Source organism: Pseudomonas sp. Teo4, assembly GCF_034387475.1.
Classification (GTDB): domain Bacteria; phylum Pseudomonadota; class Gammaproteobacteria; order Pseudomonadales; family Pseudomonadaceae; genus Aquipseudomonas.
This window is the reverse complement of the sequence record NZ_JAXCIL010000002.1, coordinates 1,218,441-1,233,040: the sequence shown is the minus strand read 5'-3', so window position 1 is coordinate 1,233,040 and position 14,600 is coordinate 1,218,441. Positions and strand designations below refer to the sequence as shown.

The following is a 14,600-nucleotide window of genomic DNA, read 5'->3' as shown; positions in this document are numbered from 1 at the left end:
CCACGGATTTAGCTAAATGAGTTGAGCTCGGGTATCATACACGCACGAGATTTTTGGGGCCATTTATGCGGATCATCAGTGTGAACGTTAATGGCATTCAGGCTGCGGCCGAGCGTGGATTGCTCAGCTGGCTGCAAGCCCAGAATGCCGACGTCATCTGCCTTCAGGATACCCGCGCCTCGGCCTTTGAACTCGATGACCCAGCTTTCCAGCTCGATGGCTATTTCCTTTATGCCTGCGACGCGGAGGTGCCCGCCCAAGGTGGCGTGGCACTGTATTCGCGGATGCAGCCCAAGGCAGTCATCACCGGCCTGGGCTTCGAGACAGCCGACCGCTACGGGCGTTACCTGCAGGCCGATTTCGACAAGGTAAGCATCGCTACGCTGCTGCTGCCATCGGGAATGAACGGCGACGAAGACTTGAACCAGAAGTTCAAGTTGATGGACGACTTCGCCAAGTACCTGGACAAGCAGCGGCGCAAGCGTCGCGAGTACATCTATTGCGGCTCGTTCTACGTGGCGCAGCAGAAGCTCGACATCAAGAACTGGCGTGACAGCCAGCAGTCGCCTGGTTTCCTGGCGCCGGAACGCGCCTGGATGGACGCCATCACCGGCGACATGGGCTATGTGGACGCGCTGCGTGAAGTCAGCCGTGAAGGTGACCAGTACAGCTGGTGGCCGGACAACGAGCAGGCCGAAATGCTCAACCTGGGTTACCGGTTCGACTACCAGATCCTCACCCCAGGCCTGCGCCGCTTCGTGCGCAATGCCCGTCTGCCACGTCAGCCGCGCTTCTCGCAGCATGCGCCGCTGATCGTTGACTATGACTGGACGCTGACCATCTAAAACGAACTGGGGCCGCTTCACGGCCCATCGCCGGCAAGCCGGCTCCTACAGGTACCGCGTCGCTCTTGAGGCTTGCGCTATTCCTGTGGGAGCCGGCTTGCCGGCGATGGGCCGCGAAGCGGCCCCAGTGTCTTACCTCAAATCAGTCAGCCAGTGCAGCCTGCTGCAGCTCGAAGATTTCGTTCATGCCCTTCTGCGCCAGCGCCAGCATGGCGTTGAAGTCTTCCGGCTGGAACGGCGCGCCTTCGGCGGTGCCCTGCACTTCAATGAAGCCGCCAGCACTGGTCATGACCACGTTCAGGTCGGTCTCGGCAGCGGAGTCTTCCAGGTAATCCAGGTCGAGCACGGCCTCACCCTGATACATACCCACCGACACGGCCGCGATCATGTGCTTGAGCGGGTTGCCAGCCTTCAGGCCGCCACGCTTCTTGATCACTGCCAGTGCGTCACACAGGGCAACCATGGCGCCGGTGATCGAGGCGGTACGCGTGCCACCGTCGGCCTGGATCACGTCGCAGTCGATGTACAGGGTGATGTCACCCAGCTTGCTCATGTCCAGCGCGGCGCGCAGCGAGCGGCCGATCAAGCGCTGGATTTCCAGGGTTCGGCCACCCTGCTTGCCACGACTGGCCTCGCGCTGGTTACGCTCACCGGTGGAGCGCGGCAGCATGCCGTACTCGGCGGTCAGCCAGCCTTGACCCTGGCCTTTGAGGAAGCGGGGAACACCATTTTCGACGCTGACCGTGCAGACGACCTTGGTGTCGCCGAACTCGACCAGTACCGACCCCTCGGCGTGCTTGGTGTAGTTGCGGGTGAGGCGGATCGAGCGGAGCTGATCGGCGGCGCGACCACTTGGACGTTTCATCTGGGATACCTGTACCGGGACTTTGAATCTGCCCTGCATTATAGGGCCCGTCGCCTTGCGAGGACATGCCTATTGTCGCGCCCCGGGCAGTCTGTCGACTTTTCCCATCAGCCGACGGCCGATCTGTAACATGGGTGGATTGGGCGCCAAGGCCCCACTGCGCTACAATCCTGCGCCTTGCAGCCGAAAGGCTTTCCGTTCACTCCATCTACGCGAGGTACTCCCCATGGTGCACAGCATGACCGCTTTTGCTCGAGTCGAGCGCGCCGGCAGCCAAGGCACCCTGATCTGGGAGCTGCGTTCGGTCAACCACCGTTACCTGGAGCCCCACCTGCGTCTGCCCGAGGCGCTGCGCGACCTTGAAGGCGCCGTCCGCGAAGGCCTGCGCCAGGGAGTTTCCCGAGGCAAGGTGGAATGCACCCTACGTCTTAATGAAGACAACGCTGGCAAGCCGCTCAAGGTTGACCGCGAGCGCGCCGCGCAATTGGTCGCCGCCGCCGAGGAAGTCGCCGGCCTGATCAAGCAGCCCGCTCCGCTCAACCCATTGGAAGTGCTGTCCTGGCCAGGCGTGCTGGTCGCCGATGCCAGCGACCCGCAAGCCCTCAATGCCGAGGCGGTGGCGCTGTTCGATGAGGCCCTGGCCGAACTCAAGGCCGGCCGCTTGCGTGAAGGCCAGGAACTGGCCCGTCTGATCAACGAGAGACTGGACAGCATGGCCACCGAGGTCACCACCCTGCGTGCCCTGGTGCCACAGATGCTGGCGGCCCAGCGGCAGAAGATCCTCGACCGCTTTGGCGACCTGCAGGCCGAGCTCGACCCGCAGCGCCTGGAGCAGGAGATGGTCCTGCTGGCACAGAAAAGTGACGTGGCCGAGGAGCTGGATCGCCTCAGCACTCACGTCACAGAAGTGCGTCGGGTACTGAAGTCCGGCGGGGCCGCGGGTCGCCGTCTGGACTTCCTGATGCAAGAGCTCAACCGCGAAGCCAATACCCTGGGCTCCAAGGCCTTCGACCCGCGCAGCACGCAAGCGGCGGTCAACCTGAAGGTACTGATCGAACAGATGCGTGAACAAGTACAGAACATCGAGTAAGGCCTCCCCTACCATGAATCACAGCAGCGGCACCCTCTACATCGTCTCGGCCCCCTCCGGCGCCGGCAAGACCAGCCTGGTCACGGCCCTGACCAAGGACGACCGACAGATTCGTGTCTCGGTCTCGCACACGACTCGCGCCATGCGCCCAGGCGAAGAACACGGGGTGAACTATCACTTCGTCGTGCATGAGGAATTCAAGGCACTGATCGAGCAAGGCGACTTCCTCGAACACGCCGAGGTCTTCGGCAACTTCTACGGCACCTCGCGCAGCGCGTTGCAGCAAACCCTCGACCAGGGCTTCGACCTGATCCTGGAAATCGACTGGCAAGGCGCCCAGCAAGTGCGCAAGCTGATGCCGGAAGCGCTGTCGGTCTTCATCCTGCCGCCAAGCCAGCAAGCGCTGCGTGAACGCCTGGATGGCCGCGGGCAGGACAGCGAAGAGATCATCGCAGGGCGCATGAAAGAAGCGGTCAGCGAGATGGTGCACTACGACGAGTACGACTACGTGATCATCAACGATGATTTCAGCGTTGCGCTGGAGGAGTTGAAGGCGGTGTTTGTCGCGAATCGGTTGCTGCTGAAGAAGCAGCAGCAGCGCCACAGCGAACTGCTGAAAGAACTGCTGGCCTGATAGACCAGAGGGGCCGCTTTGCGGCCCATTCGCCGGCAAGCCGGCTCCCACAGGCTCTGCATAGCACTCAAGACCTGTGGGGGGCTGTGGGAGCTGACTTGCCGGCGAATGGGGCGCAAAGCGCCCCCAGCATTATTCCTGCAACGGCAAAGTCGCCTGCTGACGCAGAGTAGCCCCCAGGAAGTAAGCCGGCGCGCGCATCCGCGACAGCATCATCAGCACGATCCCCAGCGCCGAGATGATCGCGGCGATCACGAACACCAAGCCCAGCCCACCCACATGCGAGCCGCTGCCGAAGTCAGGCGAGGCGCTGTCGATCGCCGTGCGCACGAAGATCACCGACAGAATCACCCCGCCCACCAGCGGACACAGGCCGCGCATGAAGAAGTGGCGCAGGCTGTCGAACAGGCTGTCACGGAAGTACCAGACGCAAGCAAAGGCCGTCAGCGAGTAGTAGAAGCAGATCATCATCCCCAACGCGGTGATGGTGTCGGCCAGTACGTTTTCGCTAAGGGTACGCATCGTCACATAGAACAAACCTGCGGCAACGCCTGCACAGATGGTGGCGTAACGTGGAGTCTGCGAGCGCGGGCAGACACTGGCGAACTTCTGCGGAACAGCGCCGTAGTAACCCATGGCAAGTAAGGTGCGCGCTGGCGAAACGAAGGTCGACTGCAACGAAGCAGCAGTGCTGGCCAGCACGGCGATGGACATCAGGATCGCCAATGGCCCCATTACCGGCCCCGCCAGGTGGGCAAAGACGTTTTCCTGAATGCGCGGGTTGTTCAGGCCCAGGCCCTCCTCACTGACTCCGGCGAATTGCAATGTTGCGATTGCAGTGAACAGGTACAGGCCGAGAATCAGCAGCACGGTCCAGGTCGCCGCCTTGCCCGGCACTTCGTCGCTACCGATCGATTCTTCACTGACGGTCAGGCATACATCCCACCCCCAGAAAATGAAGATCGACAACGACAGCCCGGCAGCGAACGCCGAGAACGACTCGACGCCGAACGGGTTGAACCAGGCGAAATCGAACTCCAACGGTGGCGGCGCAGTGGTCTCGCCGAACGCCGCGAAGGCGAAGCCAAGCAACACCAGTAACTGCAGGGCCACCAGGCCATACTGCACGGTCATGGTGGTGGTCATGCCACGACAGCAGATCCACACGGCCAGGGCGATGAACACGCAACAGGTGGTGATGTTGATTAGAAGGTTGTCCGCCAACGCCGCCAATTCATGCTGGCCAGTGATCTGCGCCAGGAACAGGTAGAAGAAGTCGACGGCCACACCCGCCAGGTTGGACAACACGATGGTGGTGGCAACCACCAGCCCCCAGCCACCGATCCATCCAATCATCGGGCCGAAGGCGCGGGCCGACCACGTGAATGAGGTGCCACTGTCAGGCTCCGCCGAGTTGAGTTCGCGGTACCCGAGGGCCACCAGCAACATGGGCAGGAAGCCGACGATGAATACCGCCGGCAAGTGAGCGCCGACTTCGCGTACGGTCGGGCCAAGGGCACCGGTCAGGGTGTAGACCGGAGCGATGGTGGAAATGCCCAAAACCACGCTGGCCAGCAGGCCCAAACGTCCTTTGGCCAGGCCCTTGCTGCGCGAAGTGTTGCCCGAGTCGGCCGCCACATCGGGTGGGCGGCCGGCTTCTGTGTAATTGCTCATGAGAAAACGCCGTAACTATTGGAATTGTTGTCACAGGCCTTGCAAGCAAGGCGCTTTCACTCATTGAAAGCTTGCGAATCGGTGTAGGTCATCCAAGACCTTCGGGTAATGACCCTACCGTGCAGCGTGGGCAATGCAGGCCTCGCGAAACGCCTGGAAAAGGCGCAGGGAGACCGGGTTTTCGGCGAAACGCCACTCGGGGTGCCACTGCACACCAAGCACAAAGCCTGGTGCATCGATCATCGACACTGCCTCGATCAGGCCATCCGGGGCCCGTGCCTCGACACGCAGGCCCGGGGCCAGACGGTCGATGCCCTGGCTATGCAACGAGTTGACCTCGAACTGCGCAGCCAGGCCCAGGCGCTCGAACACTCCGCCCGGCTCGATGCCGACGGAGTGACGAGGCCCGTATTGCACCTCCAGGGGTGCGTCCTCAGGTTCACGGTGGTCCAGGAAGCCGGGAAGCTCCTGCACGCGCTGGTGCAAGGTACCGCCCAAGGCCACATTCAACTCCTGGAAACCACGGCAGATGCAGAACACCGGTACACCGGCGGCAATGGCAGCCTGCAGCAGCGGCAAGGTCAGGCGGTCACGAGCGGGGTCGTGCCGAGTCCCTTCCGCGCTGGGGGCGCCATTGTAATGACGCGGCTCGATATTTGAAGGCGAACCGGTAAAAACAATGCCGTCGAGCTGCGCCAGCAGCGCCTGCGTATCGCTGCCGGCATCGCGGGCCGGCAACAGCAGCGGCAGCCCGGCAAAGGCCGCCGCCTCGACATACTTGTCGCCCACTGTGTGCGACGAGTTCTTCCCCACCTGCTGGCGACAGGCGCTGACTCCAATCAAGGGGACCGCATTTGCGCTCATGGGCTTACACCGTGTGCAGGTACCAGTTGTACTCGAGGTCGGAAATCGATACTTCGAACTCGGCCAGCTCGCTTTCCTTGCAGGCCACGAAGATATCGATGTAGTCCGGGCTGATGTATTGATTGAGGACTTCGCTGTCGTCCAGCGCGCGCAAGGCATCGCGCAGGTTGTTCGGCAGGCTTTGCTCCAGCTGTTCGTAGGAGTTGCCTTCGATCGGCGCATCCGGCTCGACCTTGTTGGTCAGGCCGTGATGCACGCCAGCCAGGATGGCTGCGAGCATCAGGTACGGGTTGGCGTCAGCACCCGCCACGCGGTGCTCCAGGCGCACGTTGTCGCTGCTGTCAGTCGGCACGCGCACGGCCACGGTGCGGTTGTCCAGGCCCCAGCTCGGCGCATTGGGTACGTAGAACTGCGCGCCGAAGCGACGGTAGGAGTTGATGTTCGGGCACAGGAACGCCATGGAGGCTGGCATGGTTTCCAGCACGCCACCGATGGCGTGGCGCAGGGTTTCACTTTCCTGCGGGTCATCGCTGGCAAAGATGTTCTTGCCGGTTTTCTTGTCCAGCAACGAGATATGCACGTGCAACCCGTTGCCCGCCTGACCCGGGTAGGGCTTGGCCATGAAGGTGGTGTCCATCTCATGGTCGTAGGCGACGTTCTTGATCAGGCGCTTGAGCAAAATCGCGTAGTCGCACGCCTTGAGCGGATCGGCGACGTGGTGCAGGTTGACCTCGAACTGCGCCGGGGCACTTTCCTTGACGATTGCGTCGGCTGGCAGGCCTTGCTCCTTGGCGGCTTCGAGCATGTCCTGCAGGCAGTCGGCGTACTCATCGAGGTCGTCGATCAGGTACACCTGGGTAGACTGCGGGCGCTTGCCCGAGATGGGCGAGCGCGGCGGTTGTGGACGACCGTTGAGGTTGTCCTGGTCGATCAGGTAGAACTCCAGCTCGAACGCGGCGCAGATATCCAGGCCCAGGTCGTCGAACTTGCTCACCACCTGACGCAGCACTTCGCGCGGGTCGGCGAAGAACGGCTGGCCATCCAGCTCGTGCATGGTCATCAGCAGCTGAGCGGTCGGACGTTTCTGCCAAGGCTCGTCGGACAGCGTTCCCGGAATCGGGAAGCAGATGCGGTCGGCATCGCCGATGTCCAGGCCAAGGCCGGTGCTCTCGACGGTCGAACCATTGATGTCCAGGGCGAACAGCGAGGCCGGCAGGTTGATCCCCTTCTCGTACACCTTGTGCAGGCTGGCTCGCTCGATGCGCTTACCGCGTACCACGCCATTCATGTCGGAGATCAGCAGATCGACGTACTGCGTGTCGGGATGAGCCTGAAGGAACTGATTCATCTCGCTGGAAGAACTGGCGCACGGGGTGACCGACGTCATGATGTACATCCTTTGGATTTGCTGCGGCGATGTGGGGGGGTACGGCTGGCGCCTCACGGGCGACGATGGTTGCAGCTGTTGTTCTTTTCACTTTCCCATCGTGGGGACTGGTTACCCGACCGGGCGCATTGATTCCCGGGGGCCGTTTCACTATAAAATGGCCCCAACGCAACAGACATTGGCAATTCGGCAAGCAGAGCGTGCACCAATGCAATATCAGATTACCCATGCCGACCTATCGCTGGTCCTGGCCCTGGAACGTGGCCGTTCGCTGGCCAAGGCTGCCGAATTGCTCAAGGTCGATGTCTCGACCGTCTTTCGCTCCATCCGTCGCCTTGAGTCGGCACTCGGCACCGCGCTGTTCGTGAAAAGCCGCAAGGGCTACCTGCCGACCGACACGGCCCAGGCCCTGGCCGAGCAGGCCGAGCGTGCCGAACAGGCGCTCGAAGCCGCGCGCATCGCCATGACCAGCGGCGAACAGGTGGTCAGTGGCACGGTTCGGCTGACCTGCACTGAAGCAGTGATGCACACCTTGCTGCTACCGGCGCTGGCAGACTTCATGCCGAACTACCCGGCGCTGTCACTGGAGATGGGTACGTCCAATACCTTCGCCAACCTCAGCCGACGCGATGCCGATATCGCCCTGCGCCTGACCAACACGCCACCGGAACACCTGGTCGGACGCTGCCTGGGCTCTACCTCGTACGTGATCTGTGGCCAACCACAGTGGCGCGAACGCCTGGCCGAGTCGGCCAGCAGCGTGCCGTGGATCGCCCCTGACGACTCGATGCAGGATCACCCCACGGCAGTTTGGCGCAACCAGCAGTACCCGGGGCTCAGCCCACGCTATCAATGCAGCGGCATGTCGACCATCGCCCAGCTGGTGAGCACCGGCCTGGGCGTGGCGGCGCTGCCGGACTACATGGTGCACGCGCTGCCTGGCGTGGAGGCGCTGAGTGGTCCACTGCCAGGCTGCGACACTCAGTTGTGGCTACTGACCCGTCCGGATTGCCGGGCATTGCGTTCAGTGCAGACCTTGTTCGAGGAGCTGACCCCGCGGTTGCGTGACGCGATGCTCTGAGGTTATCGTCGGGTTCAAGCGATAAGGCGTCTGTTGCGGCCCTTTCGCGGGCAAGCCCGCTCCCACAGAGTGCGCTGATGGTCAGATCCATTGGGGTAAGCCGCAAAACAGCGCTTCCCTATTGGCTGGTGATTTTTTAAACTATCGAGTCCGCCTGCCCATATTGGGCTGCACGCCTACCGCATTTGCTACTGAGGAAGACCATGGCCCGCGTAACTGTTGAAGACTGCCTGGAACACGTGGATAACCGTTTTGAGCTGGTCATGCTCTCGACCAAGCGCGCACGTCAGCTGGCTACCGGCGGCAAAGAGCCGCGCGTAGCGTGGGAAAACGACAAGCCGACCGTGGTCGCCCTGCGCGAAATCGCCGAAGGTATCGTTACCCCTGAGTTCATCGCCGCTGAAGAGATCGTCACCGAGGATCCGGTCTTCGCCGCGTTCGAGGACGAGTCCAACGAGGCTGTCTGATCTATGCCTGGTCGACGTCGCGCGGCACAAGGCCCTCTTCCTCGGCAAGAGGTGAATCCATGCCGGGTATAGAAGCCTTAGCCGAACGGCTGTCGACCTATCTGGGCCCGGAACAGGTCAACCTGGTTCGTCGCGCCTATTTCTATGCCGAACAGGCACACGACGGGCAGCGCCGCCGCAGCGGCGAGCCCTACGTGACCCATCCGCTGGCCGTGGCCAGCATCCTTGCCGACATGCACATGGACCATCAGAGCCTGATGGCCGCCATGCTGCACGACGTGATCGAAGACACCGGCATCGCCAAGGAAGCCCTCTGCCAGCAATTCGGCGAAACCGTCGCCGAGCTGGTCGATGGGGTCAGCAAGCTGACCCAGATGAACTTCGAAACCAAGGCCGAGGCGCAGGCCGAGAACTTCCAGAAAATGGCCATGGCCATGGCCCGCGATATTCGCGTGATCCTGGTCAAGCTGGCCGACCGCCTGCACAACATGCGCACCCTGGAAGTGCTGTCGGGCGAAAAACGCCGGCGCATCGCCAAGGAAACCCTCGAAATCTACGCCCCCATCGCCAATCGCCTGGGGATGCACACCGTTCGCGTGGAGTTCGAAGACCTCGGTTTCAAGGCCATGCACCCGATGCGCTCGTCGCTCATCCATCGAGCGGTCAAGAGCGCGCGCGGCAACCGTAAGGAAATCGTCGCCAAGATCGAACAGTCGCTGGCCAACTGCCTGGCTGCTGACGGCATCGAGGGCGAAGTCAGCGGTCGGCAGAAACACCTCTATGGCATCTACAAGAAGATGCGCGGCAAACGTCGCGCCTTCAACGAGATCATGGACGTGTACGCCTTCCGCATCATCGTCGACAAGGTCGACACCTGCTACCGCGTGCTCGGTGCCGTGCACAACCTGTACAAGCCGCTGCCCGGCCGGTTCAAGGATTACATCGCGATCCCCAAGGCCAACGGCTACCAGTCGCTGCATACGACCTTGTTCGGCATGCACGGCGTGCCCATCGAAATCCAGATCCGCACCCGCGAGATGGAAGAGATGGCCAACAATGGCATCGCCGCGCACTGGCTGTACAAATCCAACGAGGAAGAGCAGCCCAAAGGCAGCCACGCCCGCGCCCGTCAGTGGGTCAAGGGTATCCTCGAACTGCAGCAACGCGCCGGCAACTCGCTGGAATTCATCGAGAGCGTGAAGATCGACCTGTTCCCCGACGAGGTCTACGTCTTCACGCCCAAAGGGCGAATCATGGAGCTGCCCAAAGGCTCCACTGCTGTCGACTTTGCCTATGCCGTGCACACTGACGTCGGCAACAGTTGCATCGCCTGCCGCATCAACCGTCGCCTGGCGCCGCTGTCCGAACCTCTGCAAAGCGGCTCGACCGTGGAGATCGTCAGCGCACCCGGTGCTCGCCCCAATCCGGCCTGGCTCAACTTTGTCGTCACCGGCAAGGCGCGCACGCACATCCGCCACGCGCTCAAGCAGCAACGCCGCTCCGAGTCGATCAGCCTGGGCGAACGCCTGCTGAACAAGGTCCTGACCGGGTTCGACAGCAGCCTGGAGCAGATTCCGCAGGATCGGATTCAGGCGATTCTTACCGAATACCGCCTGGAGCTGATCGAAGACCTGCTCGAAGACATCGGCCTGGGCAACCGCATGGCCTATGTGGTCGCTCGCCGCCTGCTGTCGGCCGAGGGCGAACCGTTACCAGCACCGGAAGGCCCGCTGGCGATTCGCGGTACCGAAGGCCTGGTACTCAGTTATGCCAAGTGCTGCACACCGATTCCGGGCGACCCGATCGTCGGCCACCTTTCCGCTGGCAAAGGCATGGTCGTGCACTTGGAAAACTGCCGGAACATCAGCGAAATCCGGCACAATCCGGAGAAGTGCGTACAACTCTCCTGGGCCAAGGACATCACTGGCGAATTCAATGTCGAGCTGCGCGTCGAGCTTGAGCACCAGCGCGGCCTGATCGCCCTGCTTGCCAGCAGCGTCAACGCCGCCGATGGCAACATCGAGAAGATCAGCATGGACGAACGCGACGGTCGTATCAGCGTGGTCCAGCTGGTGGTCAGCGTGCACGACCGCGTGCACCTGGCGCGTGTGATCAAGAAGCTGCGTACGCTGACCGGCGTGGTCCGCATCACCCGCATGCGTACGTAGTCCGTCAACAGCAAGGAGTCATCATGAGCAAGACTGTCATCAACAGCGACAAGGCCCCTGCCGCTATCGGCACCTACTCCCAGGCAATCAAGGCCGGCAACACCGTGTACATGTCGGGCCAGATCCCACTGGACCCGAAAACCATGGAACTGGTCGAAGGTTTCGAAGCCCAGACCGTACAGGTTTTTGAAAACCTCAAGGCCGTCGCCGAAGCAGCCGGTGGTTCGTTCAAGGACATCGTCAAGCTCAACATCTTCCTCACCGACCTGAGCCACTTCGCCAAGGTCAATGAAGTGATGGGCCGTTACTTCGAACAGCCTTACCCGGCCCGCGCCGCCATTGGCGTTGCCGCACTGCCGAAAGGCGCCCAGGTTGAAATGGACGCCATCCTGGTCATCGAATGATGCCTCTGGTGACGGGCGCCCTGCCCGTCACCTTCCTCCCCAAGGTTATCCCGCCATGCGTCAAGCACTGCCCCTCGCACTGGCCGCCCTGCTCATGAGCGGCTGCGCCAGCCACAAACCCGAAGATTTCAACGGCACCTGGATCAACCAGGACGCCATCAAGGCCGCGGTCAAGGGCGGTAACCTGCGCCAGGCCCTGAACGAACATGGCCCGGTATTCGAGTGGAAACTCGACGTCGCCAACCAGCAGGCCAGCTACAGCAATGGTTTCGAGGCGGCGGACGGCCAACTGAGCGCCAACGACAAGCAATGGCAGGCCAGTTTTCAAGGCGACCAAACTGAACAGCTCGCACTGGATGGCGATGAGCTGAAGGCCACCAGCCAGAGTGGCGCCGAACAGACCTTCGTGCGTGCCAAGCAACCAGCCACCGCCAATACGCCGTTGGGCAGCAGCTTCGAGAAAGCGCTGTACCAGGCATACCTGGGAGGCGAGTGGAAGATCGTCGACGGCCAGGGTAAGGGTAGCGTGGTACGTTTCGCCGATAACGGCAGCGTAACCGGCCTGCCAGGCCCAGACCGCTATGCACTGTGCCTGGCCGGCGACTGCGCCAGCATGGGCGGCAGCAATGACAGCCTGTGGCTGGAGCGCAACCAGCGCGGGGCGCCGTTCATTTTCAAGCGCGATGGCGACAAGCTGGAGATCTTCCAGGCGGTCAACCGCGCGCAGCCGGATGAGATGCCTGCCCTGGCACCTGGCGCCCGTCGGTGGGTGCTCGAGCGGGGCTGAGTGGTTGGCTTGAGATGTGTGGCGGCGCGTCAATCGCGCGCCGCCCGCGCGGCGCATCGCGAGCAAGGCTCGCTCCTACGTTTGTTTACGGCCAATAACGCCTGTGACAGGCGCGCGCGACCGCCTTGTGTGTACGACTCGATATCAAGCCATGCGCCAAGGCGTTCGCGCGCAAATCCCACAGGCATGACTGGCCCGAAACAAACGTAGGAGCGAGCCTTGCTCGCGATGCGCCGCGCGGGCGGCGCTCGATCTCAAAGCCACCACAAACCTAAAGACAGGCACCTGATGGCCCAGATGCAACCTCAGCCCCTACCCGCCAAAATGGCCGCGTACCCTTCCTTGTAGCTCGGATACACCGGCGCCCAACCCAAAGCCCGCGCCCGGGCATTGCTGCAGCGCTTGCTGCCGGTACGGCGTACGCGCTGCTCATCCGACCATTCGGTCACGCCCATATACCCACGCAACCAAGCCACCACATCGGCCAGTGGTGCCGGGTCGTCGTCGACACCGATGTAGCAATCATCCAGCGCCACGCCATCGGCATCGGCCTGTAGCAGGAAGGCCAACAGGCTTGCCGCATCTTCAGCGTGTATGCGGTTGCCATACAGCGGTGGCTCCTCGGCCACACGATAGCCCTGGCGCACCTGGCTGAGCAGCCATTCACGGCCCGGCCCGTAGATGCCGGTCAATCGCACCAGGCTAGCGGGGATACCGCTGCCCAGCGCCAACTGTTCAGCTTCCAGCATGACCCGCCCGGAGTAACCCTCGGGTTCAGTGGCTGCGGTCTCGTCAATCCAATCGCCATCCTTCTGCGCATAGACACTGCTGCTGGAGACGAACAGCAAGCGACGCGGGCGCTGCCCTCGCTCGCTCAACCACGACAATACGTGCTGCAAACCCTGGACGTACGCGGCCTGGTAACCGGCTTCATCGTGCTGGCTGGCTGCCACGCAATACACCAGGTAGTCCGGTGCTTGCATCGGCCACGCCTGGGGGATCTCCGGGCTGGAGAGGTCTGCGGCGACCGGAATCACCCCGGCAGGCAGCTCGCCAATTGAACGTCGCAGGCCACTGACCTGCCAGCCACGGGCCAGCAATTGCTGGGCCAGACGGCCACCTACATCACCGCATCCTACGATCATTGCGGATAGGTCTGACATCACAAAACTCCCAATCCCAAAGGGTCAGGCTAGCCGGATTACAGGACAAGCGGCTAGACCAAAGGTGAAAAAAGCAACAAGATTACTTTTGTTAACAAGAATTACTTGCAATAATGGCACCCCTATCTGTTCTCGGCCTGCTTCGAGGCCTTGAAGAACGCTTACTTTTTTTCTTCATCAGGTCCGGCCAGCATGACACGTACTCAACCTTCCGCTTCGCCAACCATGTCGCGCGCCTGGCGCGCCATTGCCGCGCTGATGTTCAGCCTGGTACTGGCCCCGGCAGCCATGGCTGATGAGCCAACCGCCAATGCCGCCACCCCGGCAGCCGCCACCGCACCAGCCGCCGCAGCACCTGCTGGCGATGCCCAGGTTCCTGCCGTCGACGCCGCTGCAGCCACCCCGGCGGACGCCGTTGCGCCAGCGGGCGAGACCGTCGAAGCGGTAGTCGAGGACACGTCCCTGGGCATGGCCCATGACCTGTCCCCATGGGGCATGTACAAGAATGCTGACGTCGTGGTGAAAGCCGTGATGATCGGCCTGGCCATTGCCTCCATCATTACCTGGACCATCTGGATCGCCAAAGGCTTCGAGCTGATGGGCGCCAAGCGTCGCCTGCGTGGCGAAATCGCGGTGCTGAAGAAGTCCGCCACCCTTAAAGAAGCCAGCGACGCCTCGAACAAGGAAGGCACCCTGGCCCACACCCTGGTCCACGATGCACTGGAAGAAATGCGCCTGTCGGCCAATGCCCGTGAGAAGGAAGGCATCAAAGAGCGCGTCAGCTTCCGCCTGGAGCGCCTGGTGGCTGCCAGCGGTCGCAACATGAGCAGCGGCACCGGCGTGCTCGCCACCATCGGCTCGACCGCACCGTTCGTCGGCCTGTTCGGTACCGTGTGGGGCATCATGAACAGCTTCATCGGCATCGCCAAAACCCAGACCACCAACCTGGCCGTCGTTGCTCCCGGTATCGCCGAAGCCCTGCTGGCCACCGCCCTGGGCCTGGTTGCGGCAATTCCGGCCGTGGTGATCTACAACGTCTTCGCCCGCTCCATCGCTGGTTACAAGGCTCAGGTCTCCGACGCCTCGGCGCAGGTGCTGCTGCTGGTCAGCCGTGACCTCGACCACCAAGGTAGCGAGCGCGCTGCCCCGCACATGGTGAAAGTGGGGTAAA

General features: G+C 62.3%; 14 protein-coding genes. 9 read left to right on the top strand and 5 right to left on the bottom strand.

Annotated features, from left to right (window positions below):
* The first annotated feature begins 65 nt into the window (after positions 1-65).
* Positions 66-845: an exodeoxyribonuclease III gene (locus PspTeo4_RS21905; protein WP_023383033.1), complete on the top strand. Its 780-nt coding sequence runs from the start codon at positions 66-68 to the stop codon at positions 843-845.
* A gap of 142 nt (positions 846-987) precedes the next feature.
* Here the strand turns inward: PspTeo4_RS21905 and rph are convergent, their stop codons facing one another.
* The gene (rph, locus tag PspTeo4_RS21900) at positions 988-1,710 is read right to left on the bottom strand and encodes a ribonuclease PH (RefSeq protein ID WP_322365957.1); all 723 of its coding nucleotides are present in this window, start codon (positions 1,708-1,710) and stop codon (positions 988-990) included.
* A gap of 226 nt (positions 1,711-1,936) precedes the next feature.
* Between rph and PspTeo4_RS21895 the strand changes: the two genes are divergently transcribed.
* Complete coding sequence (locus PspTeo4_RS21895) at positions 1,937-2,800, top strand: YicC/YloC family endoribonuclease (protein WP_322365956.1); 864 nt, start codon at positions 1,937-1,939, stop codon at positions 2,798-2,800.
* A gap of 13 nt (positions 2,801-2,813) precedes the next feature.
* Positions 2,814-3,434 (top strand): guanylate kinase, encoded by a 621-nt coding sequence (gene gmk / locus PspTeo4_RS21890; RefSeq protein WP_322365955.1) that lies wholly within the window; start codon positions 2,814-2,816, stop codon positions 3,432-3,434.
* A 132-nt stretch (positions 3,435-3,566) separates the two neighbouring features.
* On the opposite strand, the gene PspTeo4_RS21885 is transcribed toward gmk, so the two are convergent.
* The 3 genes from PspTeo4_RS21885 to PspTeo4_RS21875 form a co-directional block, all read right to left on the bottom strand.
* Positions 3,567-5,108, bottom strand: coding sequence for an APC family permease (locus PspTeo4_RS21885; protein ID WP_322365954.1), 1,542 nt, complete (start codon positions 5,106-5,108; stop codon positions 3,567-3,569).
* A 114-nt stretch (positions 5,109-5,222) separates the two neighbouring features.
* The gene (locus tag PspTeo4_RS21880) at positions 5,223-5,972 is read right to left on the bottom strand and encodes a gamma-glutamyl-gamma-aminobutyrate hydrolase family protein (protein ID WP_322365953.1); all 750 of its coding nucleotides are present in this window, start codon (positions 5,970-5,972) and stop codon (positions 5,223-5,225) included.
* Between the two features lie 4 nt (positions 5,973-5,976).
* Positions 5,977-7,359 (bottom strand): glutamine synthetase family protein, encoded by a 1,383-nt coding sequence (locus PspTeo4_RS21875; protein ID WP_322365952.1) that lies wholly within the window; start codon positions 7,357-7,359, stop codon positions 5,977-5,979.
* 208 nt (positions 7,360-7,567) lie between these two features.
* Here PspTeo4_RS21875 and PspTeo4_RS21870 point away from each other — a divergent pair, with 208 nt between their 5' ends.
* The 5 genes from PspTeo4_RS21870 (at position 7,568) to PspTeo4_RS21850 (ending at position 12,266) form a co-directional block, all read left to right on the top strand.
* The gene (locus PspTeo4_RS21870; RefSeq protein WP_322365951.1) at positions 7,568-8,440 is read left to right on the top strand and encodes a LysR family transcriptional regulator; all 873 of its coding nucleotides are present in this window, start codon (positions 7,568-7,570) and stop codon (positions 8,438-8,440) included.
* Positions 8,441-8,643: 203 nt separating this feature from the next.
* Positions 8,644-8,907 carry a DNA-directed RNA polymerase subunit omega gene (rpoZ, locus tag PspTeo4_RS21865; RefSeq protein WP_016394025.1) on the top strand — a complete coding sequence of 88 codons (264 nt, stop codon included), beginning with the start codon at positions 8,644-8,646 and terminating at the stop codon, positions 8,905-8,907.
* A gap of 59 nt (positions 8,908-8,966) precedes the next feature.
* Positions 8,967-11,075, top strand: coding sequence for a bifunctional GTP diphosphokinase/guanosine-3',5'-bis pyrophosphate 3'-pyrophosphohydrolase (spoT, locus tag PspTeo4_RS21860; RefSeq protein WP_322365950.1), 2,109 nt, complete (start codon positions 8,967-8,969; stop codon positions 11,073-11,075).
* Between the two features lie 23 nt (positions 11,076-11,098).
* A complete protein-coding gene (locus tag PspTeo4_RS21855) occupies positions 11,099-11,479 on the top strand; it encodes a RidA family protein (protein ID WP_009684531.1) in 381 nt (126 codons plus the stop codon).
* Between the two features lie 55 nt (positions 11,480-11,534).
* The gene (locus tag PspTeo4_RS21850; protein ID WP_322365949.1) at positions 11,535-12,266 is read left to right on the top strand and encodes a hypothetical protein; all 732 of its coding nucleotides are present in this window, start codon (positions 11,535-11,537) and stop codon (positions 12,264-12,266) included.
* Positions 12,267-12,571: 305 nt separating this feature from the next.
* Here the strand turns inward: PspTeo4_RS21850 and PspTeo4_RS21845 are convergent, their stop codons facing one another.
* Positions 12,572-13,429: an NAD-dependent epimerase/dehydratase family protein gene (locus PspTeo4_RS21845; protein ID WP_322365948.1), complete on the bottom strand. Its 858-nt coding sequence runs from the start codon at positions 13,427-13,429 to the stop codon at positions 12,572-12,574.
* 192 nt (positions 13,430-13,621) lie between these two features.
* Here PspTeo4_RS21845 and exbB point away from each other — a divergent pair, with 192 nt between their 5' ends.
* Complete coding sequence (exbB, locus tag PspTeo4_RS21840; protein WP_322365947.1) at positions 13,622-14,599, top strand: tonB-system energizer ExbB; 978 nt, start codon at positions 13,622-13,624, stop codon at positions 14,597-14,599.
* Position 14,600: the final 1 nt, after the last annotated feature.

Excerpts from the sequence above, each read along its gene's own strand:
- PspTeo4_RS21905 (WP_023383033.1), top strand. The coding sequence starts at position 66 with ATGCGGATCATCAGTGTGAACGTTAATGGCATTCAGGCTGCGGCCGAG.
- rph (WP_322365957.1), bottom strand. The coding sequence starts at position 1,710 with ATGAAACGTCCAAGTGGTCGCGCCGCCGATCAGCTCCGCTCGATCCGC.
- PspTeo4_RS21895 (WP_322365956.1), top strand. The coding sequence starts at position 1,937 with ATGGTGCACAGCATGACCGCTTTTGCTCGAGTCGAGCGCGCCGGCAGC.
- gmk (WP_322365955.1), top strand. The coding sequence starts at position 2,814 with ATGAATCACAGCAGCGGCACCCTCTACATCGTCTCGGCCCCCTCCGGC.
- PspTeo4_RS21885 (WP_322365954.1), bottom strand. The coding sequence starts at position 5,108 with ATGAGCAATTACACAGAAGCCGGCCGCCCACCCGATGTGGCGGCCGAC.
- PspTeo4_RS21880 (WP_322365953.1), bottom strand. The coding sequence starts at position 5,972 with ATGAGCGCAAATGCGGTCCCCTTGATTGGAGTCAGCGCCTGTCGCCAG.
- PspTeo4_RS21875 (WP_322365952.1), bottom strand. The coding sequence starts at position 7,359 with ATGACGTCGGTCACCCCGTGCGCCAGTTCTTCCAGCGAGATGAATCAG.
- PspTeo4_RS21870 (WP_322365951.1), top strand. The coding sequence starts at position 7,568 with ATGCAATATCAGATTACCCATGCCGACCTATCGCTGGTCCTGGCCCTG.
- rpoZ (WP_016394025.1), top strand. The coding sequence starts at position 8,644 with ATGGCCCGCGTAACTGTTGAAGACTGCCTGGAACACGTGGATAACCGT.
- spoT (WP_322365950.1), top strand. The coding sequence starts at position 8,967 with ATGCCGGGTATAGAAGCCTTAGCCGAACGGCTGTCGACCTATCTGGGC.
- PspTeo4_RS21855 (WP_009684531.1), top strand. The coding sequence starts at position 11,099 with ATGAGCAAGACTGTCATCAACAGCGACAAGGCCCCTGCCGCTATCGGC.
- PspTeo4_RS21850 (WP_322365949.1), top strand. The coding sequence starts at position 11,535 with ATGCGTCAAGCACTGCCCCTCGCACTGGCCGCCCTGCTCATGAGCGGC.
- PspTeo4_RS21845 (WP_322365948.1), bottom strand. The coding sequence starts at position 13,429 with ATGTCAGACCTATCCGCAATGATCGTAGGATGCGGTGATGTAGGTGGC.
- exbB (WP_322365947.1), top strand. The coding sequence starts at position 13,622 with ATGACACGTACTCAACCTTCCGCTTCGCCAACCATGTCGCGCGCCTGG.